Source organism: Euzebyella saccharophila, from assembly GCF_014855495.1.
Lineage (GTDB): Bacteria > Bacteroidota > Bacteroidia > Flavobacteriales > Flavobacteriaceae > Euzebyella > Euzebyella saccharophila.
Genome location: NZ_JACYFJ010000005.1, coordinates 1 through 24724, shown reverse-complemented (window position 1 = coordinate 24724; position 24724 = coordinate 1). Strand labels below are relative to the sequence as shown.

At 39.3% G+C, this 24724-nt stretch carries 23 protein-coding genes and 1 rRNA gene; 12 read left to right on the top strand and 12 right to left on the bottom strand.

The window, feature by feature from the left end; translation table 11 throughout:
* Positions 1-657, top strand: a complete 657-nt coding sequence (locus IL355_RS14485; protein WP_192463080.1) for a hypothetical protein — start codon at positions 1-3, stop codon at positions 655-657.
* Here IL355_RS14485 and IL355_RS14480 read toward each other — a convergent pair.
* The gene (locus tag IL355_RS14480; protein ID WP_192462848.1) at positions 654-1802 is read right to left on the bottom strand and encodes a cysteine desulfurase family protein; all 1149 of its coding nucleotides are present in this window, start codon (positions 1800-1802) and stop codon (positions 654-656) included. The genes IL355_RS14485 and IL355_RS14480 overlap by 4 nt on opposite strands.
* A 111-nt stretch (positions 1803-1913) precedes the next feature.
* On the opposite strand from IL355_RS14480, the gene IL355_RS14475 reads away from it, so the two are divergent.
* A complete protein-coding gene (locus IL355_RS14475; RefSeq protein WP_192462847.1) occupies positions 1914-2924 on the top strand; it encodes a hypothetical protein in 1011 nt (336 codons plus the stop codon).
* On the opposite strand, the gene IL355_RS14470 is transcribed toward IL355_RS14475, so the two are convergent.
* Positions 2925-3470 carry a Smr/MutS family protein gene (locus IL355_RS14470; protein ID WP_192462846.1) on the bottom strand — a complete coding sequence of 182 codons (546 nt, stop codon included), beginning with the start codon at positions 3468-3470 and terminating at the stop codon, positions 2925-2927.
* Positions 3471-3528: 58 nt separating this feature from the next.
* Here IL355_RS14470 and IL355_RS14465 point away from each other — a divergent pair, with 58 nt between their 5' ends.
* The 3 genes from IL355_RS14465 to IL355_RS14455 are packed head-to-tail and all read left to right on the top strand — an operon-like array spanning position 3529 to position 4511.
* On the top strand, positions 3529-3834 hold the full coding sequence (locus IL355_RS14465) for a DUF2752 domain-containing protein (RefSeq protein WP_225621261.1): 306 nt from the start codon (positions 3529-3531) through the stop codon (positions 3832-3834).
* 16 nt (positions 3835-3850) lie between these two features.
* Positions 3851-4186 carry a CCC motif membrane protein gene (locus tag IL355_RS14460; protein WP_192462845.1) on the top strand — a complete coding sequence of 112 codons (336 nt, stop codon included), beginning with the start codon at positions 3851-3853 and terminating at the stop codon, positions 4184-4186.
* A gap of 10 nt (positions 4187-4196) precedes the next feature.
* A complete protein-coding gene (locus IL355_RS14455) occupies positions 4197-4511 on the top strand; it encodes a CCC motif membrane protein (protein ID WP_192462844.1) in 315 nt (104 codons plus the stop codon).
* Between the two features lie 79 nt (positions 4512-4590).
* Here the strand turns inward: IL355_RS14455 and rocD are convergent, their stop codons facing one another.
* Positions 4591-5835, bottom strand: a complete 1245-nt coding sequence (gene rocD, locus IL355_RS14450) for an ornithine--oxo-acid transaminase (RefSeq protein WP_192462843.1) — start codon at positions 5833-5835, stop codon at positions 4591-4593.
* A 256-nt stretch (positions 5836-6091) separates the two neighbouring features.
* Between rocD and rlmD the strand changes: the two genes are divergently transcribed.
* The 3 genes from rlmD to IL355_RS14435 are packed head-to-tail and all read left to right on the top strand — an operon-like array spanning position 6092 to position 8766.
* The gene (gene rlmD, locus IL355_RS14445) at positions 6092-7513 is read left to right on the top strand and encodes a 23S rRNA (uracil(1939)-C(5))-methyltransferase RlmD (RefSeq protein WP_192463078.1); all 1422 of its coding nucleotides are present in this window, start codon (positions 6092-6094) and stop codon (positions 7511-7513) included.
* Positions 7506-7997 (top strand): DUF6452 family protein, encoded by a 492-nt coding sequence (locus tag IL355_RS14440; protein ID WP_192462842.1) that lies wholly within the window; start codon positions 7506-7508, stop codon positions 7995-7997. The genes rlmD and IL355_RS14440 overlap by 8 nt, the downstream gene beginning before the upstream one ends.
* A complete protein-coding gene (locus IL355_RS14435; RefSeq protein ID WP_192462841.1) occupies positions 7978-8766 on the top strand; it encodes a DUF6048 family protein in 789 nt (262 codons plus the stop codon). Before IL355_RS14440 ends, IL355_RS14435 begins: the two co-directional genes overlap by 20 nt.
* Positions 8767-8790: 24 nt before the next feature.
* Here the strand turns inward: IL355_RS14435 and IL355_RS14430 are convergent, their stop codons facing one another.
* Positions 8791-9972: a THUMP domain-containing class I SAM-dependent RNA methyltransferase gene (locus IL355_RS14430; RefSeq protein WP_192462840.1), complete on the bottom strand. Its 1182-nt coding sequence runs from the start codon at positions 9970-9972 to the stop codon at positions 8791-8793.
* 150 nt (positions 9973-10122) lie between these two features.
* Here IL355_RS14430 and IL355_RS14425 point away from each other — a divergent pair, with 150 nt between their 5' ends.
* The gene (locus IL355_RS14425; protein WP_192462839.1) at positions 10123-10794 is read left to right on the top strand and encodes a ZIP family metal transporter; all 672 of its coding nucleotides are present in this window, start codon (positions 10123-10125) and stop codon (positions 10792-10794) included.
* Positions 10795-11226: a DUF4268 domain-containing protein gene (locus IL355_RS14420; RefSeq protein ID WP_192462838.1), complete on the top strand. Its 432-nt coding sequence runs from the start codon at positions 10795-10797 to the stop codon at positions 11224-11226.
* Positions 11227-11228: 2 nt separating this feature from the next.
* Here IL355_RS14420 and IL355_RS14415 read toward each other — a convergent pair whose 3' ends face one another.
* From IL355_RS14415 to IL355_RS14405, 3 genes are all read right to left on the bottom strand, one after another.
* Positions 11229-12605, bottom strand: coding sequence for a putative oxidoreductase C-terminal domain-containing protein (locus IL355_RS14415; RefSeq protein WP_192462837.1), 1377 nt, complete (start codon positions 12603-12605; stop codon positions 11229-11231).
* 106 nt (positions 12606-12711) lie between these two features.
* Positions 12712-14088: a Gfo/Idh/MocA family protein gene (locus IL355_RS14410; protein WP_192462836.1), complete on the bottom strand. Its 1377-nt coding sequence runs from the start codon at positions 14086-14088 to the stop codon at positions 12712-12714.
* Positions 14089-14100: 12 nt separating this feature from the next.
* The gene (locus IL355_RS14405; RefSeq protein ID WP_192462835.1) at positions 14101-15372 is read right to left on the bottom strand and encodes a DUF6807 domain-containing protein; all 1272 of its coding nucleotides are present in this window, start codon (positions 15370-15372) and stop codon (positions 14101-14103) included.
* Between the two features lie 271 nt (positions 15373-15643).
* On the opposite strand from IL355_RS14405, the gene IL355_RS14400 reads away from it, so the two are divergent.
* Both IL355_RS14400 and IL355_RS14395 read left to right on the top strand, forming a co-directional pair.
* The gene (locus IL355_RS14400) at positions 15644-16660 is read left to right on the top strand and encodes a LacI family DNA-binding transcriptional regulator (RefSeq protein WP_192462834.1); all 1017 of its coding nucleotides are present in this window, start codon (positions 15644-15646) and stop codon (positions 16658-16660) included.
* A gap of 18 nt (positions 16661-16678) precedes the next feature.
* Positions 16679-17590, top strand: a complete 912-nt coding sequence (locus IL355_RS14395; protein ID WP_192462833.1) for a ThuA domain-containing protein — start codon at positions 16679-16681, stop codon at positions 17588-17590.
* A 48-nt stretch (positions 17591-17638) separates the two neighbouring features.
* Here IL355_RS14395 and IL355_RS14390 read toward each other — a convergent pair whose 3' ends face one another.
* From IL355_RS14390 to rrf, 5 genes are all read right to left on the bottom strand, one after another.
* A complete protein-coding gene (locus IL355_RS14390; protein ID WP_192462832.1) occupies positions 17639-19900 on the bottom strand; it encodes a DUF7133 domain-containing protein in 2262 nt (753 codons plus the stop codon).
* Between the two features lie 34 nt (positions 19901-19934).
* Positions 19935-20561, bottom strand: coding sequence for a PAQR family membrane homeostasis protein TrhA (trhA, locus tag IL355_RS14385; RefSeq protein ID WP_192462831.1), 627 nt, complete (start codon positions 20559-20561; stop codon positions 19935-19937).
* 28 nt (positions 20562-20589) lie between these two features.
* Complete coding sequence (locus IL355_RS19385) at positions 20590-22431, bottom strand: sulfocyanin-like copper-binding protein (protein WP_317175500.1); 1842 nt, start codon at positions 22429-22431, stop codon at positions 20590-20592.
* Positions 22432-22546: 115 nt separating this feature from the next.
* The gene (locus IL355_RS14375; RefSeq protein WP_192462829.1) at positions 22547-24433 is read right to left on the bottom strand and encodes a family 16 glycoside hydrolase; all 1887 of its coding nucleotides are present in this window, start codon (positions 24431-24433) and stop codon (positions 22547-22549) included.
* A gap of 216 nt (positions 24434-24649) precedes the next feature.
* Positions 24650-24724: ribosomal RNA gene (rrf, locus tag IL355_RS19465) — 5S ribosomal RNA — on the bottom strand; the annotation flags it as partial.

Genomic DNA, 24724 nt, shown 5'->3' with positions numbered 1-24724 from the left:
ATGAAGAAGCTGATTTTTACCATTCTTATGATAACCGTGGGTATTGTCAATGCCCAAAAGAATATTTATGAAAGCAATAAATTTGATGACCTAAGTGATGACCATCAAGTCCTTGCAATTATACCTTTTTTAACCAAGTTGGATCTAACCGATGATATCTCCAAAACGGAATTAAAGACTTTGGAAGAAAAAGAAGGTTACGCGGTACAAAATGCCCTAGAAACCTACTTTTCCAAACGAAAAAAGAAAAAGAAGTTCTCCGTAGAGTTTCAGAATATAAAAAACACCAACGCCATTTTGGCTCAGAACGATATTTCCTTTAAGAATATTGACGTTTATACCATTAAACAGCTTAGCGAAATATTGGGAGTTGATGGGGTAATTAGTGGTAACATAGATTTGAACGTACTTCTTTCCAACGGAGTGTCCACAGATTTTAACTTTATGGATTACTTCTCCGGAAGCGCCAATTACGGGCGCATTGGTGTTAAAATAAGCGATGGGGATAGTGGCAAACTACTTTGGAAGTACGAAAAGGAAATCAATAAAAAATCGGGCAAAAACACCAACGATCTTATTGACCGTATGATGAAACTGGCGGCGCGTAAATTTCCTTACGACAGGGAAAAACGTAGGGATAGAAAGCAATCCAATTAATTCTCCACAAAGGACTTTAATACCTGCACGGTATAATCCAATTCTTCTTTGGTGTTGAATTTTGAAAATGAAAAACGTATAGAAGGCTTTTTAAGGTCTTCTTCTTTTAAAATTTCGGCCAACACATGAGATACACCTTCACTACCAGATTGGCACGCACTGCCTTTGGAACATGCAATTCCTTTAATGTCCAAATGAAATAATAGCATCAACGCTTTTTGAGGGTCTATGGGCAAACGCACATTGGCCAAGGTATAGGTGCTTTTTTCCATATCACCTGAAAGCCCATTAAGTGCAACACCTGGTATTTCTTGCTTTAACCGATCTATAAAATATTGCTTTAAATCTTGCACATAGGCCATTTCATCTTCCAATAAATCGTAGGCAGAAGTAAATGCTTCTTCAAGCCCCACTATATTGTGAAATGATTCCGTTCCTGCTCTAAATCCTCTTTCTTGGCTTCCTCCAGAAATCATAGGTTTTAAACCGGAATTTCTTTTAATGAACGCGAATCCTATACCCTTTGGTCCATGAAATTTATGCGCAGCGGCCGTCATAAAATCTACAGGCGTCTTTTTCACGTCCCAAGGATAGTGACCAATGCTCTGCACGGTATCTGAATGAAAATAAGCATTGTGCTTATGACACAAATCACATACCTCATCAATGGGCAAAATGTTTCCTATTTCATTGTTCACATGCATAAGGCTCACCAGTTTCTTGGATTCATCTGCCTCTAAAAGTGTTTCTAAATGATTTAAATCCGGGTTACCCTCGGCATCAAGGCGAACAAATTGCAATTTAATTCCGGCCTCCTTTTCCAGGTCCTCCGCGGTATGAAGAACTGCATGGTGTTCAATCTTGGTGGTAATTATGGTTTTAACACCTAAATCCCTAACAGCACAGCGCAAGATCATATTATCCGCCTCAGTTCCGCCAGAAGTAAAAATAATTTCGGAAGGGTGGGCGTTTAAGTATTTGGCAATTGTTTTTCTAGCGCTTTCAATGGCGGTCTTGGCAGAGCGGCCAAAACTGTGTGTTGAGGAGGGATTGCCATACATTTGAGACAAGGCCTCCTGCATTTTGGTTATAACATTGTCTCTTACCTGAGTGGTAGCCGCATTGTCCAAATACACTTTTTCCATAATAAGTACTGCGTTCTTTTAATGAAATAAGGGGGCAAAATTAGAGTAATTAAAGTTAATTTCTCCCTAAATGGCCTTAAACTTGTTCCTAAATTCCTTTAAATTTGGCCCATGAAGAAAACCATGCTTTCCTGTTTACTTTTGGCACTTTTTTCGTGCGATGATGGCGATTTACAAATAGAACAAGTTGATTTTGATTCCGTTAGTATTTCTAATTGTGGAAAGGAAGAAGATGCCACCGAAACCACATTTTTCTTTAAAATTGATGGAGACGAAGCACTGATTCTAGATTTGGAAGGAGGCCTGCTGTCCAACGAGACTTCAGAAACGGGCACGATTACAAGCGCAATACCTTCATCTTCCAGTTTAACCTACCGCTTGTTTTCAGATGATGTTTCTTCGGATTATTTTTGCAGCAACATTCCGCCCATTGAGCCCATGGTCATGGAAGAAAATACGGCCACTGGCGGCACCTTGGGCGTTGAAACAAAAATATTATCCGCCGCAAGAAATGTGAAGAACTATGGCCATCAGATTACCATTACTGGCCTTACCCTGGTAAACGCCCAAGGCGAAAGTATTACGGACACTTCTTCTTTTAATTATGGAACCTTCACCACAAGTACTGCCAATAGTGCAAGTTTAGAAGTGCCCTTTTCTAATTATAGCGACATTGATTCCTATGTGGAATGTCTGGAAAACCCGAGCGAAGGCACCATACGGTTGTACAAGACCATAAACGATGAGTTTTTAAGCATTGATGTTCCTTTTGACCAGTTGGTCAACACCGTTACGGAAGACACCCCAAGATCCGTGGATATATCCGCTGGAGCATTGCGATATGTGGTTGCCGATGTGGAAATAGCCGAGGATATGCCGTGCTCAACCACGCAGCTTTCTGAAGATATCAATTCATGGTACTATGACTCCATTGGCGGTAGCTTAAAAATAGAAACGCTTGCCGGCGAGGCTGACGAAAACGGAAATATTACCTACACACACAATTTTACCGTAGACAGTCTTATTCTGCAACTAAAAGGTAATGGGGATGATGTGGACGACGTTCAACTACCGCTGATCGAAAATGTGGAAATGGGAAGTTATACCACATTTGGAAATTAGTTACCCATTCTGAAAAATGTAGACTTCAGTGGCCCCCAGGCCATATTGGCTATAATCCGCATCATAATATTTTAAATTGTCATACCTGCGAAAAAGGGAATAAAGTTCTTCCCTGAGAACCCCTTCTCCAACCCCGTGAATAAAAATAACTTTTTGTATGCGCTTGCCAATGGCAAACTCCAACTGCCTTCTGGCCGCATCCATTTGAATATTTAGCATATCAAAATTACTGAGGCCTTTGGTATTTTTGGTCAATTGATTGATATGAAGATCCACCTCCATTTTTGGAGCGTTTCTTTTTTTTGGTTTTACGGAAGCTGATCTTTTTCTTTTAGGTTGTTCTTTTTGAGATTTCATCTGGCTGACCTCAAAATTACTTACCCTTATTTCACCGCTTTCCACAATAACGAGTTCAGCAGGTTCAAAATCAAGAAAAAAGCCTTCGTCGGTCTCAATGGTGATTTCAGTGGGTCGTACTTTAATTACCCTTCCTGAAATTAGATCATCCAATACCTCTACGCTATCCCCTACTTTAAAAACGGTCATGTTTTATTTTATATCCACAAAAATAATGGTAATTTTCCTCAACAAAATTGATTGAGTTTTGAAATTTCAACTAACCACCTTTCTTCTGGGAATAGAAGATTATATGCTTCCTTGTTTGACCAAGCAATTATGGGGATTTGATTGCCCTGGTTGCGGTTTGCAACGTTCCTTGGCTTTTCTATTAAAAGGGGATTTTTCAGGTGCTTTTGAAATGTACCCTGCTATTTTCGCCCTCATACCATTATTTGCACTGGTTATACTTGACAACTTTTTCAAAATAAACATTAGTAACAAAATCATTGTTTTGTTGTCTATTATAAGTGTAGCAATGGTACTGGGCAGCTACATACTTAAATTCTTATAACCTAAACCTTTAAAATATGGAACAACAAAAATTACCTAACGCTACCTTAGCCCTTGTTCTGGGAATCGTATCTTATATCTGCTGCTGTTTTAGCGCCGGTTTAGGTGGCATAGTGCTCTCTGGGATTGCCTTCTTTCTGGCCAATAAAGATGAAAAGCTATACCAAGAAAATCCGGAAAACTATTCCAACTACAGTCAAGTAAAAACTGCTAAAATTGTTGCAATCATAGGATTAGTTCTTGGAGTTCTTTCCCTAGTTTGGACGGTTTTCTCCATTATGCAAATGGGCGGTTGGGAAGCCTATATGGAGCAGACCAAGGAAATGATGGAGCAATGGGGAATTGAAGAATAACAATTAGGATATGAACCAACAACAATTACCCGGAGCCAGTACGGCCTTAACCATGGGCATTATAGGGGTTATCGCACCTTTTGTATGCTGCGGTCCTTTTGCCCTTATCTTTGGTATAATTGGCCTTAATAGTGCCAAAAGTGCCCAAAAGCTATATGACGAAAATCCTAATCTCTATACGGGAATAGAAAATGCCAAAACCGGTAAAACACTTTCCTATATATGTATAGGTATTTCCATTGTACTCTTACTTTTTACCATTTTGTACTTTGGTGCCATAATAGCATTCTTTACCACAGATGGTTTTGGTGTAGGACTTGATTAAAGACATATTCTTATCCAATAAAAAGCCCGTTCCTATAGTTGGAACGGGCTTTTTACTTCCACTACACTACACTTTAAAATTAGTTGTCAAACTCTTTTAAAGTGGATGTAATTATACTAACGCACTCCAGCAATTGTTCCTCATTCATTACCAAAGGAGGCGCAAACCTAATGATGTTACCGTGCGTCGGTTTCGCTAGAAGTCCATTTTCTTTTAGCGCCATACAAATATCCCAAGCGGTGGAACTATCTTCGGTATCATTGATCAGAATAGCATTCAACAGTCCCTTGCCCCTTACTTTGGTCACAATAGAACAGTTTACAATAAATTCGTTCATTTTCTCCCTAAAAAGCTCCCCTAGGCTATGGGCGTTTTGAGCCAGTTGTTCTTCCTTGACAACTTCTAGAGCCGCCATACCAACAGCGGCAGCTACGGGATTTCCCCCAAAGGTGCTTCCGTGGTTGCCTGGCCTTATAACACCCATAATGCTATCATCCGCCAATACCGCCGAAACAGGATACGCTCCACCGGAGAGTGCCTTGCCAAGGATCAAAATATCCGGTTTAACGTTTTCATAATCTACTGCCAACATTTTTCCGGTTCTGGCAATACCCGTCTGAACCTCATCGGCAATAAATAGCACATTATATTTTTCGCACAAGGCTTTTGCTTTGGTGAGATATCCTTCAGACGGAACATAGACTCCCGCTTCCCCTTGAATAGGCTCTACCAAAAAGCCAGCTATATTATCATTTTCACTCAATGTCTTCTCGAGCGCCTCTAGATTGTCGTAGGCTATTTTAACAAATCCGGTAGTATAGGGACCAAAATTTTTTCGGGCTACGGGATCGTTACTAAAAGAAATAATGGTCGTTGTACGTCCGTGAAAATTATTTTCACATACAACAATTTTAGCCTCGTTTTCAGGAATACCCTTTTCTTCATAGGCCCATTTTCTACAGACTTTTAAAGCCGTTTCAACCGCTTCGGCACCGGTATTCATTGGCAAAAGCTTGTCAAAACCAAATGTTTCAGTCACGTACTTCTCATAAGTACCCAACATATCATTGTAAAAGGCCCTAGAAGTGAGTGTCAATGTTTTGGCCTGTTGGGTCATCGCCTCCACAATTTTTGGATGGCAATGGCCTTGGTTCACTGCAGAATAAGCCGATAGAAAATCGTAATACCTTTTTCCTTCAACATCCCAAACATAAACACCTTCGCCCCTGCTTAGTACCACAGGTAGCGGATGGTAATTGTGCGCACCGTATTTGTCTTCCAATGCTATTGCATCTTGAGAAGTCATTTTTTCTAAAACTGACATGATAAAAAATTACTTTAAATAAAACTTCAGTAATTCCTTCTATACCTTTATCCTTTCGATTTTACCGGCAAGAGCCGAAACGAAAATTCAGCGTAGGAGAGAAATCATCCTTGTAGAGCCGTAAAATTACAAAATATCGATGAAGAGTCCTATAAAATTAAGGTTGAAGGTGTTGCTTCCCTAGATTAAAAGTTGAATACTTTAATTATCTCTTAAACCTCCCTTTCTATTGACAGAAACATTCTATTTTTACGCCATGCGAAAGAACAGAAGGCGAAAGGTTTTTGAGAATGTAGAGGTCATTGATGCCGGTGCCAAAGGCAAAACGGTGGGCAAGGCCCCGGATGGGCGGGTTATTTTCCTGACCAATACCGTACCCGGTGATGTTGTAGATGTACAGACCACTAAGAAGAGAAAGGCCTATTTTGAGGGTGTGGCTACCAAATTCCATTCCTTTTCAAACAAAAGGACCGAACCACAATGCCAGCATTTTGGGGTTTGTGGAGGATGCAAATGGCAGGATATGGGCTATGAGCACCAATTGTTCTATAAACAAAAGGAGGTTGAGAACAACCTTAGAAGAATTGGACATTTAGAATTGCCCGAAACTACTCCTATTCTGGGTTCCAAAAAAACATATTTCTATAGGAACAAAATGGAATTTTCATTTTCGGACAGTAGATGGTTGACATTGGACGAAATTAATTCCGAAAAGGAATTTGACGACAAGAATGCCTTAGGGTTTCATATACCGGGGATGTGGGATAAAATTTTGGACATTAAAAAATGCCATCTGCAGCAGGATCCTTCCAATGCCATACGTTTGGCCACCAGAAATTTTGCCGTTGAACACGGGTTGAAATTTTTCAACCCAAGAAACCAACATGGTTTGCTAAGAACACTTATGATCCGTACTTCTTCAACTGGAGAAATTATGGTATTGGTTCAGTTTTTTGAGGATGATGCACAAAAAAGAAGCTTACTCTTGGACTACTTAAAAGAAACATTCCCAGAAATAACTTCCCTACTCTATGTTGTAAACCAAAAACAGAACGATACCATTTACGATCAGGAGATAGTCTGTTTTTCGGGTAGGGACCATATTTTTGAGGAAATGGAGGGCCTTAAATTCAAGATCAACGCCAAATCATTTTACCAGACCAATTCTGAACAGGCATACGAGCTTTATAAAATTACCCGGAACTTTGCAGCCCTTGAGGGCAATGAACTAGTATACGACCTGTATACGGGAACAGGGACAATTGCACAGTTTGTTTCTAAAAAGGCAAAAAAAGTAGTAGGAATAGAGTCGGTTCCAGAAGCAATTGCAGATGCCAAGGCCAATGCCGTAAGAAATAACATTGAAAATGTAGATTTCTTTGTGGGCGATATGAAAAACGTTTTTAATGAGTCGTTTATAGCTCAAAACGGCGTTCCTGATGTTATTATTACCGATCCCCCAAGAGATGGTATGCACAAGGATGTGGTACAGCAAATATTGAACATCGCCCCCAATAAAGTGGTGTATGTTAGTTGCAATAGTGCTACCCAGGCAAGGGATTTGGAAATGATGAAGGAGATATACAAAGTTACCAAAGTGCAACCGGTAGACATGTTCCCACAAACACACCATGTGGAAAATGTTGTACTTTTAGAAAAGATTGCGCCCAATGAATAAATTGAGAATCGTACTCTTACTGTGTATAGGCATCCTATCCTTTGCTGCCTGCGAAAAAGATGACATCTGTGTAGATGCCGATACTCCAAATCTGGTCATTCGATTTTATGACATTATAGATACGACACAAACAAAGGAGGCACAAAATCTGATTGTTAGCGGACTTTTGCCTGAAGGCGCACAAGATACCATAGACAACGTTTCCTTAGATTCCATTGTGCTGCCACTAAGGGTAGACTCCAATACCACTTCATTTATACTTTCTAGGCAAACATCAATTGATGACAAAAATATAGACACCCTTACTTTTAATTATGAAACAAGGGAGTTATACCAATCTAGGGCCTGCGGTTATATCGTTAATTATGATAATTTGGGTACCAGCCTAAACGAGCCTATAGACAGTCTCTGGATCAAAGAAATAAGATTGGTTACCACTACCATAGAAAATACATTCTCGGCACATGTTAAGATTCTTCATTAGCGCCCTAATGGTCATGTGGGTATTGGGTTCAAATGCCCAAGAAAAACCTATAGACCTCAACAAAAAGGACACGGTCACCTACAAACAATCCTATGGATTACGGGTTGGGGCAGATTTAAGCAGACCCCTCATCTCTTTCTTGGAGGAAAACTATACGGGGTTGGAAGTGGTAGCGGATTATCGCTTGACCCAAAAACTATACTTGGCAGGGGAATTGGGCAATGAGAAAAAGACTATAGGCGTGCCGTTGGGCAGTACCATTGAGGATATCTCCGGAGATCTTTATGATTTTACCGCCTCAGGAAGTTATCTAAAGTTAGGGATAGACTACAACACCTACGGCAACTGGTATGGAGAGCAAAATATGATTTATATTGGCGGTCGCTATGCCTTTAGTACTTTTAGCCAAACCCTCAACAACTATAAAATTTTCAATACGGACCGCTATTGGAGCACTGATGATTTCACCCCTGGATCGGAACAAATTGGCGAATTTGGCAGCCTCAACGCCTCTTGGCTAGAGTTTGTAGTTGGCATAAAGGCGGAACTGTTCAAAAACCTGTATTTAGGTACCAGTGCAAGGCTAGGCTTTTTAGTTACCAATAAAGACCCCGATAATTTCAAAAACCTATTTATACCTGGCTTTAATAAAGTTACGGATGGAAGTCGTTTTGGGGTAGGTTACAATTACTCTATTTCCTATTTAATTCCCCTCTACAAAAAAGCGAACAGCCCTGCGGATAAAAAGCCAGTACCTGTAGAGAAATAGATTTATAGTGGAAAAAAGATAGCCCTATTTAGACTGATATTTCGCTTTTTTGCTGCCTTCGTACATTTCATACTTTACCAATCTAGACTCCAAATGGCTATTGTAAACCTTGATTTTTCTGGAAGGCCGTAATCCTACATGTTTTAAAGCCTCAAGGTTGGAGGTGATAAACCAAGCTATAGTGCCAGGATATTCCCTTTTTAGGGTATCACCAATATCGGCATAAAAGGCTTCCACATCAAAATCGGAATCCAAATCCCTACGATTTAATCGTTCTCCGTACGGAGGGTTAAAAACCATATGCAAGGGGCCATCATTAAACTTCTCCGTCTCAAAGAAATTCTTTCTTTCAACGGTTATATATTCGGATAAATTGGCATTCTTAATATTTTCCAAGCTTTTTCTAATGGCCGAAGGCGCCTTATCATAGCCCACAATTTTATAGTGGAATTCCCTTGTTTTGTTCAGACAGACTTCAACAATCTTATGAAACAACTCCTCATCAAAATCTTTCCATTTTTCAAAGGCAAACTCCTTTCGGTTAATATTTACCGGTATGTTACAAGCAATCATGGCCGCCTCCGTTAACATAGTCCCACTACCGCACATAGGGTCCAGGAAATCACATTGGCCGTCCCATCCGCTAAGTAATAACAATCCCGCGGCAAGCACTTCGTTAATGGGTGCAATATTGGTAGCAGTCCTATACCCCCTTTGGTGCAAAGACCTTCCGGAACTATCCAAGGACACATTGCAAAAATCCTTATGAATATGGATATTGATACGTACGTCCGGGAATTTTACGTCCACACTAGGGCGCTTGCCCTCCGTATCCCTAAACTTGTCCACAATGGCATCTTTCACTTTTTGGGACACATATAGAGAATGCGAAAAATTATCTGAATGTACGGTTGAATCTATAGCAAAAGTTGTGTCTACGGATAGGTATTCTTCCCAATCCATGGCATAAACACGTTGATACAGCTCCTTTTCCGAACGAACTGGGAAGGAATGAACCGGTTTAATAATTTTCATGGCCGTTCTTAGGCACAGATTGGCCTTGTACATAAAGCCGGTATCTCCTTCAAATGAGACGCTTCTAGTACCAATGGCAACGTTACCGCCACCTATATTTCGAATTTCCTTAGCTAGTATTTCCTCTAGGCCAAATAAAGTCTTGGCCACCATTTTAAAATTTGCACTCATAAAAACGACATGAAAGTTGCAAAAATAGGTTAATTTTGGCCCAAACCTTAAGATTTTGGGCTATTTCGTACACCTTGGGAGGTAAGAAAGTTTTTCTCCCTAATACCGACCAAGAGCAATCGATACATTATTCCGTCCGCATCAAAATTCATGACCTACCTACTTTTAATACTTGGAGTCCTATTAAGCTTTGTCTTTGTCTACACGGTTAAACCTGCCAACAAAAACCATTTTAAGCTGGTATTGGCCTTTAGCGGAGCCTTTTTGCTCGCTTTGACCATTTTTGAGCTATTTCCATCTGTTTACGAAAAAACAGATTCCAAAACGGTGGGAGTTTTTGTAATGCTAGGCATACTATTGCAAATTTTTCTGGAGTTTTTTAGTAAGGGTGCGGAACATGGGCATGTACACATCAACCATGAAAAAAGTGGTTTTCCGTTGTCCATATTTTTAAGTTTGTGTATTCACTCTTTTTTGGAGGGTTTTCCCATTGGTCATCACCATACCATGCTTTATGGTGTTTTGATCCATAAAATACCCATCGCCATTATATTGAGCATTTTTTTGCTCAACTCTAAAATAGCTTTTAAAAAGGCATTATTATTTGTAGGACTATTTTCTTTAATGACACCTTTAGGCAGTTTTATTGCCTCCAACGACAAATGGGTACGGGAGTTTTACGTTCCTATTACTGCTCTAGTTATTGGGGTGTTTTTGCATATTTCTACCGTTATTCTTTTCGAGAGCTCTGAAGGCCACTCCTTTAACTTGAGGAAAATCTTTGTTATTATTTTAGGAATCCTATTCGCTTATTTCATTTAAATGTTCAGCAGGGAAGAATCAAAAAAATTGAGAGAAGAGTTCTGGATAGCTTTTGGAAAGTCATATCCAAAAAAATGGATTCTTTACAATACCAAAATAAAGGGGCTGAGCCTTAAATTTCACTTTGATACGAAAAAGGCGATGGTTCTCTTAGATGTTGAGACCGATGACCTTGAAAGACGAATAGAGCTTTGGGAAAAAATACAATCCTTGAGGTCCCTTTTAACCTCAGAAGACTATTTGCCCAATGCCCAGTTTGAAGACATATATTTTCTAGAGAACGGAAAGGAAATCTCCAGGGTGTATGTGTTGAAGGAAAATGTTTCTATACACAATAAAAACACCTGGCAAGAAACCATGGTGTTTTTAAGTGTATCTATGTTACGCCTAGAAACCTTTTTTACGGATTTCAAGGAAATTTTAAGCTCGTAAACCTATTCTTGGGTCATCTTGTACCCTTCTATAGTGGTGTAATACTTAGAAATCATATTGGGCACCTCCCACTCCGGAAGTTTGCCGGCCTCGTAGTATTTCAAAAAGTTTTCCGTTACTTGTCCAAAATGGGCTTCATGACCAATTTTGAACTCCTCTGGAATTGCTATTTTAAAAGTACCATCTTCCATTTTTTCTACAGTGGTTCCCGCAAATTCATCCTGTACTTTACCGTTAACAGCTTCATTTAAAACCTCCTCAAATCCTTCTGCCTCTTTTGGGTGAACATATAGTATAGGTTTATAACCTTCCGCTTCACCTTGCTTTATGATCAAATCACTTTTTGTGCCCCGCATAATACTATAGTGGGTGTCTCCAGTACCTTCTGGCGCCTGGTAGTTCCAAATAACGGAAACCTTTGCAAACTTACCATTGATCTTGTACACCATTTCACCATTGGCAAAGACATGAAGATCTTCACCTTTCAAATCTTTATTTAAATAATCAGGATACGCTTCCAATCCGGTCACTTTATTAAATTCCTCCGGCGTTAGAACAGTCGGCCAACGTTTGGCCTTTACCATTTCAATATTGGCAGTATCAATTATCTCGCCCGGAAAAGCTTCCCATTGTACCAAATCGACCAAATGAGTGGTCACATCTACAATACCTTCCCCTTCTTCGTTTACATCAAAAAACCAGGCCGGTCTCACTAAGGGATTTCCACTCACATACTTAAAAAAATGATGCACACTTTCTTTACTAATAGCCGGTTCCTCTGCGGTTCCATCTGTTAATTCCCCAAAAACACTGGGCATGGTAGATAGTAATTTTTGCATCATTGTAGTAGACTCAAAGCGCTCTGTCATAATATCATAAATGAGCACATTGTTCTCCTTGGCAACCTTAAAAGCTTCCTTTAATTTTTCAAAACCTTGCGGGTCAATCACCAAAGGCTTATCTGCATATACATTTAAACCTGCCTTTACCGCTGCTAGTACATAATCGATTTTTTTAGAGTTTTTTCCGGCAACAATCATAACGTTTCCGGGTTTATCAGCTATCATCTGTTCCAGATAATCCTCTCCAAAATTGCTCTCCACTGTCCATTGAGTGGGAGCTTCATCCCTCGTATTATAGGCTTCTATTTTACTTAAAAAGTCTTTTACCTCAGGCCCTTCCGGAGCAAAAAGATAAATAGTAGAATCTACTTGGGGATACATTTTTTTATGTACCAAAGCGGCATGAAAATGCCCCGGGTCCAATGTCATTAATTTCACCTTGCTGGATATTTCTTCATTACTAGGCTCTTGATTTTTCTTTTCTTCGGCACAGGAAAAAAGTAATACCGCGCACAAAAGAGTTACGAATTGCTTCATTATTCTATGTAGTTTTCAGTGTTTTTTTAGATTATTTTCAAATGTACGTTTAAAAATAAAACACCTCCGTGAACTGGGAGGTGTTTTATATATACTAAAATAGTAATTAGGCCTGCACATAATCTGTACCGTAGGGTTTTCTTTGTTCCCTACGTAGCATGGCGTTGGCTTCATCGTCATTGATAAATTCCTCTTTTTCGGGATCCCACTCCAACTTTCGGTCAAACTGCATAGCTATGTCACTAATCAAGCAAATTACACCAGCTTTATGACCTTTTTCTATATCTGATATCGGTTGTTTTCTAGTCTTTATACAATCCAACCAATTGCCATGTTGATCGTCTATTTTTTCTAGGTGGATTTCGTTTTCACCGATTACGGATTCCAATATTTTGGGGTCCGAAGCATTTAAAGCTTTAGCACTTTTTTCCTTATCCACGGGGTCGGAAGCCGAAGCTTGATAAGCTCCTCGGGAAACAAAAATCCAACCATCTTCCCCAATGTACTTAATTCCATTGGTATAGCCTCCACTGGTATAGACGGTCATTCCGTTATCATATTCATGTTTAACAAAGAAGTCTCCATGTACGTTCCACAATCCGGATTTTGGAAATTCTGCAAGTGCCTCTACCGATTTTGGCCCTGTCAGTTCCGTATTCATTCCCCAAGCAGCCGAATCATAATGGTGCTGGCCCCATCCAGTAATCATTCCCGCACCATAATTCCTAATTCGCAACCAACCCGGCCTACTATAGCCCTCTTGGGGATGTACCCCGATTTCCGTATAGGGTACTTCTGGAGTAGAACCCAACCACATATCAAAATTTAGATTTTCCGGTACCGGCATGGCAGGAGCCTCTGGACCGGCAGGGTCTCCCGGTAGGCCTATTTTTACGGTATGTATCTTTCCAATACGACCATTTCTAACCAACTCTGCCGCTACCCTAAATTGTGGCATGGCACGTTGCTGGGTACCCACTTGAAGAATAACGCCCGTATCTTTTACGGCTTTTCGTAATTGCTGACCTTCCCTAACCGTCAAGGAAGTCGGTTTTTGAAGATAGATATCCTTTCCAGCATAGGCCGCTTCCATTGCCGGTTGTGAGTGCCAGTGGTCAGGAGTACTGATAACAACGGCATCAATATCCTTGTCCATCAACATCTCCTTATAATCCTCGTACACTTTGGTGCTATTGTACTTCTTTTTATCAAGTTTCTGTTGATAAAAGGAATCTACCAAAACTTTGGCATCATCTGCACGTTTGGAATCTACATCACATACAGCTATATACTTGGTTTGATCAAATCTAATGGTATCATGAATATCATGGCTACGTGCAATACGGCCACATCCTATTTGACCAATGTTTATCTTATTGCTTGGCGCATCCTTACCTAAAACGTTTGCGGGAACAATAGTGGGAAACCCCACCATAGCGGCGGTACCCAATGCGGTTCTGTTAATGAATTTTCTGCGTTGCATTCTTCTTTATATTTAATTTTTGGTTACTTCAATTTTTGGTTCATTGGCAAAATTTTGCCAGTATGTTTCTGCCTCTTGGGCGGTTAATTCCCCATCAAAGACTATCATCCTATAAGTTAACCCATATTCCTCATTAGGTTCAATTTTCCATTCTTCGTGGCGTATAGGGCAAAATTCAAAAAACATATCACCTCTTCCTCCATTGGCATCCAAAGGCCAAATTCGCATAGGCTCAGGATGGTTCCTATTGCTTGGATGACTTAGAAACAATATACCACTGGTTCCTTTGCCATCTGTTGACTCCCCAGTTACAATACACCATTTTGCGTTAGTGCCATCTGCGGTTGCCCGATCATTTCCTTCTGAAGTAAGTACTGTGCAATTATCAGCTTTCCAACGTTCATGGAACCTTAGACCCAAACCACCTCCGTAACGATATGCCTCAAAGAGGATGCCTTTTTTTAAGGGGGAACTAAAGTTAGTGATATAATCGAACATATATCGGTCTGGTCTATTGATATCCCAAACCTTTATCGTTACATCCTCATTCAAGGCGATTTGAGGGTTTTCTTGGGTTTTTAAATCTATGTGTTCTTGGGAGGCTGTAAAAGAGGAAAACAACTTACCCGAAGTTTCGCTTTTAAAATTTTTAAAAAGGACCGTTCCCATTCCTTCCCTTAGATTCCAAAAATCTACCCGTTGCCCATTAACCTGCGTATGTGTCCAAGGCCCCCAAAGACCGTAGTGATGGTAATGATCCTCAGGTTGTATTCTGGTCAAGGTATCGCCTTTAGGCGTGATAATTGGGTGAACGTAGCCGGACTTTTCATAAAGGGAATCTACGCCCTCTGGTGGATATCTCATTCCATACCGATAAGATATGGCCGACTTTCCATTCAATTGAACGGTCAAATCTCCAGATTCCTTTTCAATTCTAAAAGGATTACTTTTTGTAGATTTTCCTTGTCTATTTGCAAACTTAAAGGAACTTTCCTCCTCTTTACCAGCAATGAACCATAGTTTTCCATCCTCCTGTTGATAAGGCACTTCATTTCCGTTTGCCGTTACCAACACCAATGAACTGTCCAATTGCAATCCGTTGGATTTCAGTTCATCTTCCTCAACAAACCGAGGTTGATTTAAAGGAATTCCATTGCCTTTTGCAACTGCAAACTCTAAAGACTTTTCTTTTTCGCAAGATGCTGAAAGAAAAATAATTAATGCAAGGCAGTATAGAATAAACTTTTCTAAATAGGTTCTTATTATTTTTAGGATATTATACATTTTCATTTCTTAATGAAATCACTTCCAAATAAAATGGAATAATTTATTATTTAACAAAACTAAAAAATATTACCAATTACGCAACCGGTTACATAAATTACTTTAGTAAAAGCCCTTAATACCTTAAAATAAAAACAAACCTGTTAACCAAACCACCTAAAGGACTCTAGGATTTAGTTAGCCTCACTCTTTTGGAACTAATAACATTCAACATTAACCAGTTTTGAAAATATTCTGTATACTTGTTGCATAATTTATTGCGTAGAGCCAAGTGTCCAAAAAAACCACCATATACGACCTAGCCAAGAGGCTAGGGATTTCACCCGCTACCGTTAGTAGAAGTTTAAATGACCATCCATCTATTAGTGGAAAAACAAAAAAAAAGGTTCTTGAGGCTGCAAAAGAAACAGGTTATAGAATAAATAAATTTGCTTCTAACCTAAGCCTTCAAAAGTCCAATACCATTGGAGTTATAGTACCAAGGTTGAATTCAGATTTTATGTCCACTGTGTTGTCCGGTATTGAAACTATTGCCAATAATGCAGGGTACAATTTGGTCATTAGCCAGTCACTGGAACAGGAAGAAAAGGAGAAGTTCAATACCAAGACCCTATTTGAAAGCGGCGTAGATGCTTTATTGGTATCACTAGCAAACGAGACCATGAACTATGACCACTTTTCCATTTTCACCGATCGTAAAATACCTTTACTTTTTTTTGATAGGGTTATTGATTTACCCAACTGCCCAACTATAATTATTGATAACGAAGCGGCGGGTTACCAAGCTACGGAGCATCTTATTCAACAAGGATGTAAGCACATTATACATGTGTCTTCCGGTCTTAACCGAAGTGTATATAAGCTTAGGTATGCAGGGTACCGAAAGGCCCTGAAGGAAAATGAAAACAATTTTAGGGAGCGTGTTATTCAGGTAGATAATTTTTCTCCCCCCGAAGCCAAAAAGGTCATTGACTTTATAAAAACATCAGTACATCCCATTGATGGAATTTTTGTCTCTAGTGATTCTCTAGCAGTTTATATCATCAAAGAATTACGGAGTAATGGTTACCAAGTACCCAATGACATTAAGGTAGTTGGATTTAACAATGACCCGGTAGCACAGGTCATTACCCCAGAACTTTCCACTATCGAATATCCGGGATATAAAATGGGTAAATTAGCGGGACAAAGTATTCTTAGCCATTTAAGTGGTTCCATAAATATTGAAACTGCCGATCAAATCATATTGAAACATCGTCTTATCATTAGGGAGTCTTCACAAAAATAAATTCTAAAAACCAAACTAATGAAAATTAAAATTAGCTTAATTCTTTTATTAACTGTATTTAAACTGACCGCACAGAGCTTGGAGTCCTTTGACCCCAATGAAGAGTGGACGACTAAAATTGAAAACTTAGCTCCGGATAACGCAAGGGTGGAAGCCCCTACCAGAAAAGTTCTAGTATTCTCGCAGCATACCGGTTTTTATCACTGGACTGCACCGCACAACATAGAAATGCTTAAAATTTTAGGAAGAAAATCGGGTGCCTTTGAGGTCACCAACTCCTATGATATTGATAGTTTTAAAAAAGAAAACTTAAAGAACTATGATGCGGTAGTTTTCAACAACTGCAACCCAGCCGGTCCTAAACGTGATTTATTTTGGGATTTACTTCAAAAGAACTCCAACCTATCCGATGAAAAAATTGCCGCTCTTTCCAAAGAATATCAAAAAGGTTTTATGGAATATATTGCTGAAGGTGGTGGTTTAATGATTTTACACGGGGCTATCACCGTACAGAATAACTCAGAAGAGTTTAGTAAAATGACAGGAGGCAGCTTTGATTACCATCCAAAGCAGCAAGAAATGCACGTAATGGAAGTGAATGACAAGCATCCTTTGGTACAGGCATTTTCAGGTAATGGATTTACGCATGTAGATGAACCGTACTTTTTTAATAATGCCTATTCAGACTATAATTTTAGACCGTTGTTATATATAGATGTCACAAAACTGGAAGGACTTAAAAAAGAGCCGGAAGCGGATATTAGTTATGTTTCTTGGATTAAAAAACACGGTAAAGGAAGGGTTTTTTACAGTTCCCCTTCCCATAATGCCCAAACTTTGGACAATCCGGAGTTTTTACAATTTTTATTGGATGGAATGCAGTATGTGACTGGAGACCTAGAATGTGACGACAGCCCCATTGGAAAATAAATCCTTGGAAAATCAAATAAAAAATGGCCGACTAATGTCGGCCATTTTTTATTTTATGGTTTTTATGGTTTTATCCAATTCTTGAATAGTAAATCCTCCCCCCTCCTTAGGGGCCATATCTCTTAATTCCTTAACCCTTTTATCACTTAATCCTTTAGGATACTTAGAAAAGGCATTGGTAACATAAGAAACTAAGGCAGAAATATCTTTGTCGCTCAATGTTTCGTTTGAGTTTAATCCCGGCATGGCATGATTCATATCGTACATGGTTCCGTTCACTTCTATAGGTCCTTTTAATCCATGTAATATGATGAGGCCCAGTTTTTCCGAAGGAAGCACATGTTCAGAATCCACTAACGGTGGAGCCAACCCTTCGGCACCAGTCCCATCCGCTTGATGACAAGCTGCGCAAATCTGTCTATATAATTTAGCTCCTTTGGTCCTTGAGTCTTGTCCGGAACCGTTTCTAACGTAAATTGGGTTTTTCTTATCTGCGGTTTTACGTTTAAAATTCCTCACGAGGTTTTGTGCCAATAAAGAGTCCTTTTCAGTTAGCATCAACTCTTCTCTATTTTTATCATCCAGATTTCCCATTCCACTTACCAATGCTTCTTGAATAACCTGATTGAGTGGATACTTGGTTTTCAATTCCTGCAAAATAGGAGAAAATGCGTCGGAATTAGCATTGGCCCAAATACCAATGGTACTGGCCAAATACAAATCAATGCCCTTGTCATTCCTATTGAACAAATTAAGAAAGAGGTTTTTAACTTTTTCAGCATCCGAATTTCGAATAAATTTCTCCAAGATAACAACCGCATGGGCCACCACTTCCGGTGTACTGTTTTCTGCCACTTCAATCAACATATTAGAATCCAGACCTTGTTCTAGTCCGTTCAGCGTATTCAGTGCATGAATTTGGGATACAGGATGCTCTTTATTTCTGGCCAATTCCAGTAAGGATGGGATTGCAGCAGTCAATTTTTTATATACCAAGCGATGCTGCGCTTGATCTCTTAGATAACCATTGGAACTGGTTAACAGTTGAACCAACTCATTTGGCCCCATTTCATCCAAATTGGGAACCGTTTTATTTTTTTGGGATTGGTTGCTAACTCTAAGAATCCTACCTGAATTAATGATTGTATCAAGTTGCGCTTCCATGGCTTTTTTTTTCAGGTATGGACTCAAAAACGCTTGATGCTGAATCACCCCTCTATGCATATCTACCACGTACATGCTACCATCCGGACCGGTGGTAAGGTATACCGGTCTAAAACCTTCATCTGTACTCGCCAAGAACTCCTTGCCTTCCCAAGCTTGATGGGCCTCAACCCTATCACCCTTAAAGTCAAGTATATTTCGTTTTATCGCATTAATTTCCGGTATACACACAAATGCATTTTCATCGTAGCCTTCCGGAAACGTCCCTCCCCTATAAATAAACGGAGCACATGCCGCAGTAACTTCCAGTAGCAAACTGTCACTGTTCAAAACCCCATCTACATAGCCCCTGTTTACCCTAGCTGCATGCAAAGGATAAACCCTTTGGTCCGATGTTAACCTCTGATTGACCCCTTTATTAGGAATTAAAAACTCGTTGCGTACCAATCTATTGGGTAGAATATAATCTCCTAAAAGTTGGGTGGAATTATTATTGTAGTACAATCTACCTGTATTATCGTGGGTTACTCCCCATTGCCCCCTATAGGTGGTAGGTTCCTTTATCCATTCCCCATTTTTTCTTTGGTACCTAAAATGGCTACCGGCATTATATAACCAATTATCTACATTGAGATGAAGCCCATTTGGTTGATACTCTGGATTTCCTTCTAAAGCGTATAAAGAATCTACCAACACCCTATTCACAGGCTTATCATCTTCATCAACTTCAACAAACCATAGGTTGGGTGGCTCTGAATAAAGAACTCCACCATAGACCAAACTTATGGCCCTAGGCATTACCAAACTATCCAGAAAAACTTTTACATGGTCTGTAGCGCCATCCTCGTCCCTATCTTCAAGAATTTTGATGGTACCTGTTGGAGCGTTTTCTCCAACACCATCCAGTTGACGCATAAATCCGTTCATTTCAACGGCCCAAATACGGCCCTGGGAATCAAAGTCAATTTGCACGGGAGCTTCCAGAAAAGGTTCTGAAGCAACTACCTCCAAATTAAACCCTTCCTCCACCTTATATCCGTCCAATGATACGGTAGGTTCCTCAAAATTCTCATTACAACTCATGGCAACAACCAACAAAAAAATAGTTGGAAGTACGCTTAAAAGACTCTTTTTCAACAATTTCATTATTTAAAAATGCGCAATACTATTTCAAAATTTTTCACACTACATCTATAAACATGACCAACCAATGACTTATTGCTCCAGCCAATACAAACAGATGCCAAATAAAATGATTAAAGGGAATTTTATCGATTGCATAAAAAAGGATTCCAAAGGTATAAAAGAGACCACCAAGAAACAATAGCCAAAGCCCTGTTGAAGACATAATGTTTGTTAAATTACTAATGTCCAATACAATTAACCAACCCATTATGATATAAAGCAACAGTGAAAGGTACTCCAATTTACCCGTATAGAACAGTTTAAAAATAGTGCCTACGAAGGCGATGCCCCAAACAATCCAAAATATAAGAAGACCATTTCCGTCATTTAGTAGAAGTAAGGTGACCGGGGTATACGTTCCCGCAATTAAAAAAAAGATATTGATATGGTCTAAAACTCGAAGTTTATGCTTGATCGCTGGTCTATTCACAAAATGATAGGCTGCCGAAACCCCCATCATAGAAATTAAAGTAATAGAGTATAAAATGATAGCAACAACCGATATTACCGACTCATTATCATTCTTGTACAATAGGATTATAAGCCCACACAGGGCCAGAAGCATCCCAACCAAATGAGAAATGGCATTCAGCTTTTCCTCTTTGATGTGCAAAGCCTCCATACTTAATTTAATAAGTTCAAATCAACTATTATTCCACTATCAGCTTAATACGCATGGTATTGGCATGACCTGGAAAGGTACAAACTATCCAATATTCCCCCGTAGCATTGGGCACTTCAAAATAAATGGTTTCGGCCTCCTCTGGCTGTAAAATACCAGTATGCACCAAGACCAAATCAGAATCGGGTACATAATTAACGTCAGCACCATCAAGCCCTAAATCCAAGGCTAACTTAGCCACTTCATTTACAGATTCCTCACCTTTTTGAGTTACCACTAGGTTATGCAGCATATCATCATTATTGGTGAAGGTTATTTCTACTTTAGATCTTTTCTGCAACCGTAATTCCTTAATGCTATACTTCAACCCGGGTTCTGTACCAATTACCACCTTTTTATTAGGACCATTTACCCATGTGAGCGGCATTTCATTTTTTCTTTTAGGCTGTTCTACACCTTTATCTGCTGAAAGCGCTTCTAGAGGTTTAGATTTTAAAGCTCCTCCCGGAACTTCGTTCAAGGTGTAATAGGCGGTTGAATGCAGAAGCTCTTCACCGCTATTGGATTTTATCATCGGGGATTTGATTTGATGTATAAAACCAATTCTCATACCGTCAATTTTCAAATAAACGCTTTTACCATCTTCTCCAAGTTGAGCATCTACTACTTTTGCCTTTTTCTGATCAACGATAGGGCTACCATAAGTATTGTGATATAAATAATTGAAGCTGGTAATTTCGTAGTTAGCAAGATCTTCAGCCAGATATACATTTACAGGCTTGGTAAACTCTATGAGAAATCCATCATCCTTGGCTTTTATCGTTTTCATTTCAAAAGGCATTTTACCGGTCCAAACCAACCGCTGTAGACCAAAACTTTTTTTACCTGTGGAAGCCCATCCTCTACTTGTCATCCCAACGAACATACTAGAATCGCTACCCCACAACATTCTGAGAATTCCAGATGAAAAACCCTCTACAAAAGGAAATACAGCTCCTTGATACACGCCGTTCACCTTCTCCATGGCAACACGCATTATTTTGCTATGCCCTTGATCCCCTACAAACATTTGACCTTTAAACGGACCAAAATTCCCCCCAGTTTCATCAAAAACCATATCTGAGGTTGAAATACCTAATATAGTATGGGGCAACCATATGGCAGGAGCTTTTAGTGCGGGAACTTTCTTGGCATATTCATATAGGCTCAATCCGGATTGCTCCTCAATATCTTCCATTTTTAAATCGATGGGCGAATTAGGCTCCCCAGACCAAACCAAACCCTCGGGATTACCTGCAAAATCACCTTTCTCCAAATGGGTAATTCTACCGGAACCAACCCAGTCTCCCTGATTTTCAGAATAGAAAATGTCACCGGAGGCATTTAAAACAAAACCAGAGGGCGAACGCAAGCCCGTAGCAATCGGTTCCATTTCTCCCTCGGGTGAAATTTTTAGCAGCCAACCTCTCCATTTAGCAAGACTGGCTCCGTGACCTATCCAAGATAAATTCAGCGTTACCAACATATCCCCATCTTCCGTAAATTTGGGACCGTAGGAATAATCGTGATAATTACCTGAAAGAGGCCATGCATAAATAGTTTTATAAAGGTCTGCCTTACCATCGCCGTCTCTATCAGTTAATTTTGTCAATTCCCCTCTTTGAGAAAGAAAAAAACTATTATCCTTATAATTGAGACCTAAGGCTTCGTGGAGGCCTTGAGCAAAAAGTGAATAATTTGGAGATTTACTATATGGATTATCAATAACCCACACTTCTCCCCTTCTTGTAGAAACTCCCAGTTGGTCCCTATCGGTAAGAGCCAATCCTCCAACCTCCAAAACTACATCCTCAGGAATTGGAACATCCACTATTTTGTAGTAAATAGACTCTTTTTTTGCATTTTCCGTTTGACTGAATACAAATTGGAAGCTTCCAATAAATGTGATTAAAAAAATATAAATATTTCGTATTTGCATGACTTACTTACCAAATGATATTATACTCTAATGAACTATTTCCTGCTGGAACTTTTACCAACATTTCCTCGGTACCCTCATTATTCCGCAATGTTGGTGTAATACCTTCTGTTTTAATTTCTATAAAGTAATTAGCACCATCCACTAGAAAAGTACCATCTGGCAATTCTTTAATAGCATCCCCTTCAGCCAATCTATGCCAAATTGCCTTATCTCCCTTTTTAGTAATTTTACGATTCAAACTACGATAGGTACCAAGCGGTTCTAATTTATCCAATACTTGTACTCCTGAAATAGTTCTCAAAAATATAGGGTAGCCTTGTTCGTTTAATTCATATCCATCATAATTCTGGGGGGAAGCAGCAAAATCATTTTCTGGCCAAACGGCTTTTTCCGAATCCAAACTTGCAAATTGTGGTTTACCCGAAAACAACAACGTAAAACCCATAGGTCTACCTAACTGTTCTATACCCCTATTGTGCCACATATCCGTGACGTCATAAAATGTCCCACTCCATGCTGCAAGTAATGTACCAGAGGACAAATCATAATTAAAATGCGTCCCTACTGGTGACCCCACCGCAATGGTGTGCGTACGTTTGATATTATTATGCATGAAAAAACCCCTTTGGGCAACGACTGAACTATGTGCTTCCAAAACCACCTTATCATTATCATTTACCTCATGAAAAACCAAGGAACCAGGCGCACTTAGTTTTTGTAATTGAATTCCTGGCCCTTCGTATCCAATCTCAAAGCCTTTAGTCCACTGATTATTTTTATTATAGATAAACTGAAATGGAGTTTTACCTTTTTTCAACTCAACAATGTTTCTTCCAGGGTTATTTACCTCAAATGACCCATCCTGCATAACTATGGTATCTCCATCAATTAACAAAGCACCACCTGCGCTATGAAATTTTGTTTGAAATAAATATTCCCCAGTCTTTGGAACGATTAAATCGCCGTTATACTCTACTAACCTAAAGACCCTATTTTCAGTTATAACAGAAGAACTAACACTGTCTACAGCCAATTTCCTTAACACAGGAATAGTGTCCAAGTTAGGTATGTGAACTCCCTTGTAATCATATTCAACCACCTTCAAATTAGATAGAGCTAATTGATAATCATCATAGGATTTATATTTTAAATTACGAAAGGCTACAGGACCATGGTCTCCTTGAATCATTAATGGCCCTTTTTCAACCTCTTCGTTAGACAGTCCTGATCTGGTAGGACCTGAAAGTTCAACATCCTCATGAATAAGTACATCATTCAACCAAACTTTTTCAAATGTAGCGTTTGCTATTTTATTCCCTGAAAAGTCAAATTTAGGGGCATGAAAAATAACTCTTAGGTGTTGCCATAGGCCCGGAGCCTTAGACGCATTTTCTTTTGGCGAATGCCCATCAAAACCTTTATCTTCCCCTGCACGATTATCATCCCACCTTTGATAAATACCCCCCATATCTGTATAGGTTGGATGGTCCACTCCCCAACTATCAAACAATTGTACCTCATACCTTCCTTGAAAATAAATGCCCGAATTAGATTTATAAGGTATCATAACATCCACTTCCAATTCCAAATCACCATGTTCGAAGTTTGTAATCAAATGATTTTTCGAGTCATTGGTAGGCTTATTTAATAACACGCCAATTCCCTCTTCAGAATGAATAGAATTTTCCTCAAATCGATTGACATATACATCTCCAACAATTTGCCAATTATTGGAATTATGTTGAAAGGAACCAAAATCAATAAGGTTGATAGCGGTAAAAGGAATAACCATCTCGCTGGAGTTTTCGGTATCTTTTTGAGTCATCTTTTCGGACTCTGTACACGCAGATAGGAAAAAGATAAAAATTAGTGCTGATAGGGTATTTTTCATTGGCTTTGGTTTGGTTTGGTGTAAAAATAAAACTCTCTTATAAGAATCATTACATTATGTTATATTTTTCCATAACTAATAAGAGATTTTATGTTGAAATTGGTATTTGTACAGTAAACCCCGAAGAAGTAGGGATTAAATAGGTTTATTAAGTAAAATCCCTGAGTACACCCCATAAAAAAAGCCCCTTCACATTTTGTGAAGGGGCTTTTGTAAGAAAGGCGGCGACCTACTCTCCCACTTGGTGTAGCAGTACCATCGGCGCTGGCGGGCTTAACTTCCCTGTTCGGA

What these genes read in the sequence shown, in the direction of transcription:
- IL355_RS14485 (WP_192463080.1), top strand. Translation starts at nt 1, where the DNA reads ATGAAGAAGCTGATTTTTACCATTCTTATGATAACCGTGGGTATTGTC.
- IL355_RS14480 (WP_192462848.1), bottom strand. Translation starts at nt 1,802, where the DNA reads ATGGAAAAAGTGTATTTGGACAATGCGGCTACCACTCAGGTAAGAGAC.
- IL355_RS14475 (WP_192462847.1), top strand. Translation starts at nt 1,914, where the DNA reads ATGAAGAAAACCATGCTTTCCTGTTTACTTTTGGCACTTTTTTCGTGC.
- IL355_RS14470 (WP_192462846.1), bottom strand. Translation starts at nt 3,470, where the DNA reads ATGACCGTTTTTAAAGTAGGGGATAGCGTAGAGGTATTGGATGATCTA.
- IL355_RS14460 (WP_192462845.1), top strand. Translation starts at nt 3,851, where the DNA reads ATGGAACAACAAAAATTACCTAACGCTACCTTAGCCCTTGTTCTGGGA.
- IL355_RS14455 (WP_192462844.1), top strand. Translation starts at nt 4,197, where the DNA reads ATGAACCAACAACAATTACCCGGAGCCAGTACGGCCTTAACCATGGGC.
- rocD (WP_192462843.1), bottom strand. Translation starts at nt 5,835, where the DNA reads ATGTCAGTTTTAGAAAAAATGACTTCTCAAGATGCAATAGCATTGGAA.
- rlmD (WP_192463078.1), top strand. Translation starts at nt 6,092, where the DNA reads ATGCGAAAGAACAGAAGGCGAAAGGTTTTTGAGAATGTAGAGGTCATT.
- IL355_RS14440 (WP_192462842.1), top strand. Translation starts at nt 7,506, where the DNA reads ATGAATAAATTGAGAATCGTACTCTTACTGTGTATAGGCATCCTATCC.
- IL355_RS14435 (WP_192462841.1), top strand. Translation starts at nt 7,978, where the DNA reads ATGTTAAGATTCTTCATTAGCGCCCTAATGGTCATGTGGGTATTGGGT.
- IL355_RS14430 (WP_192462840.1), bottom strand. Translation starts at nt 9,972, where the DNA reads ATGAGTGCAAATTTTAAAATGGTGGCCAAGACTTTATTTGGCCTAGAG.
- IL355_RS14425 (WP_192462839.1), top strand. Translation starts at nt 10,123, where the DNA reads ATGACCTACCTACTTTTAATACTTGGAGTCCTATTAAGCTTTGTCTTT.
- IL355_RS14420 (WP_192462838.1), top strand. Translation starts at nt 10,795, where the DNA reads ATGTTCAGCAGGGAAGAATCAAAAAAATTGAGAGAAGAGTTCTGGATA.
- IL355_RS14415 (WP_192462837.1), bottom strand. Translation starts at nt 12,605, where the DNA reads ATGAAGCAATTCGTAACTCTTTTGTGCGCGGTATTACTTTTTTCCTGT.
- IL355_RS14410 (WP_192462836.1), bottom strand. Translation starts at nt 14,088, where the DNA reads ATGCAACGCAGAAAATTCATTAACAGAACCGCATTGGGTACCGCCGCT.
- IL355_RS14405 (WP_192462835.1), bottom strand. Translation starts at nt 15,372, where the DNA reads ATGTATAATATCCTAAAAATAATAAGAACCTATTTAGAAAAGTTTATT.
- IL355_RS14395 (WP_192462833.1), top strand. Translation starts at nt 16,679, where the DNA reads ATGAAAATTAAAATTAGCTTAATTCTTTTATTAACTGTATTTAAACTG.
- IL355_RS14390 (WP_192462832.1), bottom strand. Translation starts at nt 19,900, where the DNA reads ATGAAATTGTTGAAAAAGAGTCTTTTAAGCGTACTTCCAACTATTTTT.
- trhA (WP_192462831.1), bottom strand. Translation starts at nt 20,561, where the DNA reads ATGGAGGCTTTGCACATCAAAGAGGAAAAGCTGAATGCCATTTCTCAT.
- IL355_RS14375 (WP_192462829.1), bottom strand. Translation starts at nt 24,433, where the DNA reads ATGAAAAATACCCTATCAGCACTAATTTTTATCTTTTTCCTATCTGCG.